Raw genomic sequence first — 4,120 nt, 5'->3', positions numbered from 1 at the left:
GCCCCGGCTCCCGCCCCGGCCCCCAGCCTGGGCCAGCAGATCCTCGCCGTCGCCGACGACTACGCGGGCGTGCCCTACGTCTACGGCGGCACCACGCCCGCCGGCTTCGACTGCTCGGGCTACACCAGCTACGTCTACCGCCAGGTCGGGATCAACATCCCCCGCACCAGCACCGCGCAGCTGCAGGCCAGCACCCGCCTCGCGGCCCACGACGCCGTGCCCGGCGACCTCGTCTTCTTCACCAGCGGCGGCGGGCGCGCCTACCACGTCGGCATCTACGCCGGCGGCGGGCAGATGTGGGACGCGCCGCGCTCGGGCAAGCCCGTGCAGCTGCGCGCCATCTGGAGCGACGCGGTCACCTTCGGGCGCCTCGCGCCCACCGTCTGACCCGCGCAGCACCACCGGCGAGCCGCCGGCCCGGAGGACTCCCCACCTCCTCCTCCGGGCCGGCGGCTCGCCGCACGTGCGGGCTGCGTGCGGGGTGCGCGCGGCGGTTCACCCCAAAGTTGCTGACTGCTCCACCACCCGCGACGTACAGTGCGGTCACGACGACGGCACCCGCGGGAGGCTCGATGACGACGCGTCAGCACGCAGCAGCCCCCGCGACACCGCACGCCCCGCGGTGCGCGGCGGTGGTCCACCACCACGTGCGCCACCACCATGTGCGCTCCCACGCCGTCGTCCCTCTCAGAGGCGCCCTCCCCACCGGGGTCGGCGCCTCTCGTCGTGTGTGGAGGTGGATGTGCGCACGCTCGTGCTGAACGCCGGTTACGAACCGCTCGCGGTGGTGTCCTTCCGCAGGGCCCTCGTGCTCGTCCTGGCCGGCAAGGCGTCGGTGGTCCTGGCCGACGCCGACCCCGTCGTCGGCGCCACGGTGAGCCTGGAACGCCCGTCGGTCATCCTGCTCACCCGCTACGTGCGGGTGCCGCGCGGCACGGTCGTCCCCGTCAGCCGGCGCGGGGTGCTGCGCCGCGACCACCAGCGCTGCGCCTACTGCCGCGGGCACGCCACCACCGTCGACCACGTCCTGCCCCGCAGCAGGCGCGGACCGGACAGCTGGGAGAACCTCGTCGCCTGCTGCGTGCGCTGCAACAACGCCAAGGGCGACCGCACGCCGGAGGAGATGGGCTGGACGCTGCCCTTCCGCCCCGCGGCCCCGCGCGGGGCCTCCTGGGCGGTGCGCGGCGCCGAGCAGCCCGACCCCCGCTGGGACAGCTTCCTGGCGGCGGCGGCCTGAGGCGCCCGCCGGAAAACGGCGGGACCGCGCGGGGACGCGCTCGCTAGCGTTCCCGGGTGCGCCACGACGAGCCCGTCCCGGCAGCCGACCGCACCCTGACGGTGCGCCGGCTGCGCGGGCCGGCCTCGGCGCTGGCCCTCGCGCTGGGCGTGCTGGCCGCCGTCGGGGAGACCCTGGGCGCCGTCGTCACCGGCCGCATCGCGGCCGGGCCCACGACGGGGCTGCTGGCCGCCCTGGCGGTGCTGCTCGTGGGCGCCAGCCTGCTGGACACCGCCGGCCGGCTCGCCCTCGCCGGTGCCGTCGGCCGCGCCGAGGGCCGGCTGCGCGCCGACCTGCTGGCCGCCGCCCTCGCCCAGCCCGTCCCCGACCTCGCCGAGCAGGCCGTCGGCGAGGTCCTGGACCGCGTCGACGACGACCCGCGCCAGCTGGGGCAGCTGCTGCGCGAGAGCGTCTGGGAGCTCGGCCGCGGCCTGGTCCGCTCCCTGCTGGGCTGGGTCGTCGCCGGGCTCACCTGGTGGCCGGCGTGGTTCGCCTTCCCCCTCGTCGCGCTGCTGGCCTGGCTGCTGGGGCGCCGGCTGACGCGGGAGCTGGCCGCGCGCAAGCTCGCCGAGGAGGTCGCCTGGACCGAGCACGCCGCCCAGCTGGAGGAGGCCGTCGCCGGCCGCGACGACGTGCGCTCCAGCCTCGGGCAGGCGCACGTGGTGCGCCGCTACGCCCAGCTGGCCGCCGAGGTCCTGGCCCGCGTGCTGCGCACCACCGAGGCGACCGCCACCGTCGTGCGCCGCACGACGGTGCTGCTGGCGCTGATGTGCTCGGGGCTGGTGCTGGGCGGGGTCCTCCTCGTCGGCGACGGCCGCCTCGGCGTGGCGCAGCTGGTGACGATCTGGCTGCTGGTCGGCGGCTTCGCCGGCGACCTCACCGAGATCAGCGAGCAGCTGCCGTTCGTGCAGGCCGGGCTGGGCGCGCTGCAGCGCGTGCGCGGCCTGCTCGGCGCACCGGCCGAGCCCGCCGGCGGGCGCCCGGCGCCCGCCGGTCCGCTGGAGGTGCGCGTGGAGCACCTCGACTTCGCCCACCCCGGCGGGTTCCGGCTGCGCGGGGTCGACCTGCGGGTGGCGGCCGGGACGACGTGCGCGCTGGTGGGCCGCAGCGGCTCCGGCAAGTCGACGCTGGCCGCGATGCTCTCGCGCGCCGTGGAGCCGCCGCGCGGGGCGGTCCTGCTCGGCGGCGTCGACGTGCGCGACCTCGACCTGCAGCAGCTGCGCCGCACCGTGGGGGTGGTCACCCAGCGCACCGAGGTCCTCGCGGGCTCCCTGCGCGAGAACATCACCCTCACCGCCGAGGTCGACGACGCCCGCGTGCGCGAGGCGGTGGACTCCCTGGGGCTGGCCGACTGGGTCGCCGCCCTGCCCGACGGCCTGGAGACCCTCCTCGGCCCGGGCGGGACGACCCTGTCCGCGGGCGAGGAGCAGCTCGTCGCCTTCGCCCGCCTGCTCGTGCGCGACGTGCGCGTCGTCGTCCTCGACGAGGCCACCGCGCGGATGGACCCCGTCACCGAGCACCGCGTCGGCGCGGCCGCCGAGCGGCTGCTGGCCGGGCGGACCGGCCTGGTCGTCGCGCACCGGCTGTCGACGACGCGGCGCGCGGGCACCGTCGCCGTCCTCGAGGACGGCCGGCTCGTGCAGCACGGCCCGCGCGAGGAGCTCGCCGCCACCCCCGGCCCGTTCGCCGACCTGCTCGCGGCCGCCGGTCACGAGCAGCCCGGCGGTGGACCCGGCGGTGGACCCGGGGGTGGACCCGGCGGGCGGGTGCCGCCGCGGTCCGGTGCGCACGCCGCGCCCGCGCCGCGCCCGCGGCGCGAGCGCCCCCCGGTGCCGGCCGGGCCGGTGCACCTGGCGCGCGCCGTGCTGCAGGCCGTCCTCAGCCACCCCCGCTGGGGTGTCCTCGGGGCGCTGATGTTCATGCTCTCCTCGCTGCTGGGCCCCTACGGCGCGCTCAGCGGCTGGTTGTGGGGCCTGGTCGTGCAGGGCCTCGGTGCACCGGGCGCCTCGGCGGCGGACGTGCGGCTGCCGGCCGCGGGCCTGGTCGCCACCCTGCTGGCCGTGCCGTTCGTGCTGGGCCTGGCGCTGCGCGTCTACCCGGCGTGGTGGAACGCCGTCACCCTCGCGGTGCGCCTGGCGGTGCTGCGCGGGCAGACCGGCCAGCGCCGGCTGGCGCGGGTCCCCGCGGGGGAGGTCGCCGCCCGCTCGCTGGACTCCGAGCGCTTCGTCCTCTACGTCGACCGCTGGGTCGACGTCGTCATCGGCGTCCTCGTCGCGCTCGTCACCGCGGCCGTGGCCCGCGACCTCGTGGCCGGTGCGGTCGTGGCGGCGGTGATGCTCGGCTCGGCGCTGGTGTCGGTGGCCGGGGCCGGCGCCTCCGGGCGGCGCGGGCGGGTGGCCGGGGACGCGCGCGCCGCCTTCGGCCGTGCGCTCGGCTCGGCCGTCGACGCGGCCCGCACCGTCAAGCTCGCCGCGGCGGTGCCGGCCGTGCTGGTCTCGCTGGGCCGGGTGGACGCCCGCCGGGTGCGCGCCTCGGTCGTGGAGTTCCGCGTCCGGGCCGTCCTGGAGGGCGTGCCGGGGATCCTCGTGCAGTGCGGCGTCGTGCTCACCTGGGGCCTGCACCTGCTGGGCTGGTGGTCGCTGGCGCAGGCCCTGCTCGTGGCCGCCGCCGTCGCCGGCGCCTCGTACTACGGCACGGTCGCCGGCGCGGTCGTCACCGAGGCGCCCGTCGCGCGCGAGTGGCTGCGGGCGGTGGCGGCGCTGGCGGGCAGCGAGGACGTCGTGCGGGTCCCGCCGGCGGTGGACCTGCTCGCGGGGCGGGGGCGGCTGCGCGAGCTCGTCGTGG

General features: G+C 78.3%; 3 protein-coding genes. All 3 read left to right on the top strand.

Going from position 1 to position 4,120, the window contains the following annotated elements; all coding sequences use genetic code 11:
- The coding region (locus GTQ99_RS20610) for a C40 family peptidase (RefSeq protein WP_205707926.1) at window positions 1-387 on the top strand (387 nt) is incomplete at its 5' end.
- Window positions 388-742: 355 nt separating this feature from the next.
- Window positions 743-1,237 (top strand): HNH endonuclease, encoded by a 495-nt coding sequence (locus tag GTQ99_RS20605; protein WP_166617572.1) that lies wholly within the window; start codon window positions 743-745, stop codon window positions 1,235-1,237.
- 56 nt (window positions 1,238-1,293) lie between these two features.
- Window positions 1,294-4,120 (top strand): ATP-binding cassette domain-containing protein (locus GTQ99_RS20600; protein ID WP_338075161.1); only part of this gene is annotated, 2,827 nt, incomplete at its 3' end.

The organism is Kineococcus vitellinus (assembly GCF_009906315.1).
GTDB classification, from domain to species: Bacteria; Actinomycetota; Actinomycetes; order Actinomycetales; family Kineococcaceae; genus Kineococcus; species Kineococcus vitellinus.
The sequence above is the reverse complement of the archived record's forward strand: the minus strand, read 5'-3'. Positions and strand labels throughout refer to the sequence as shown.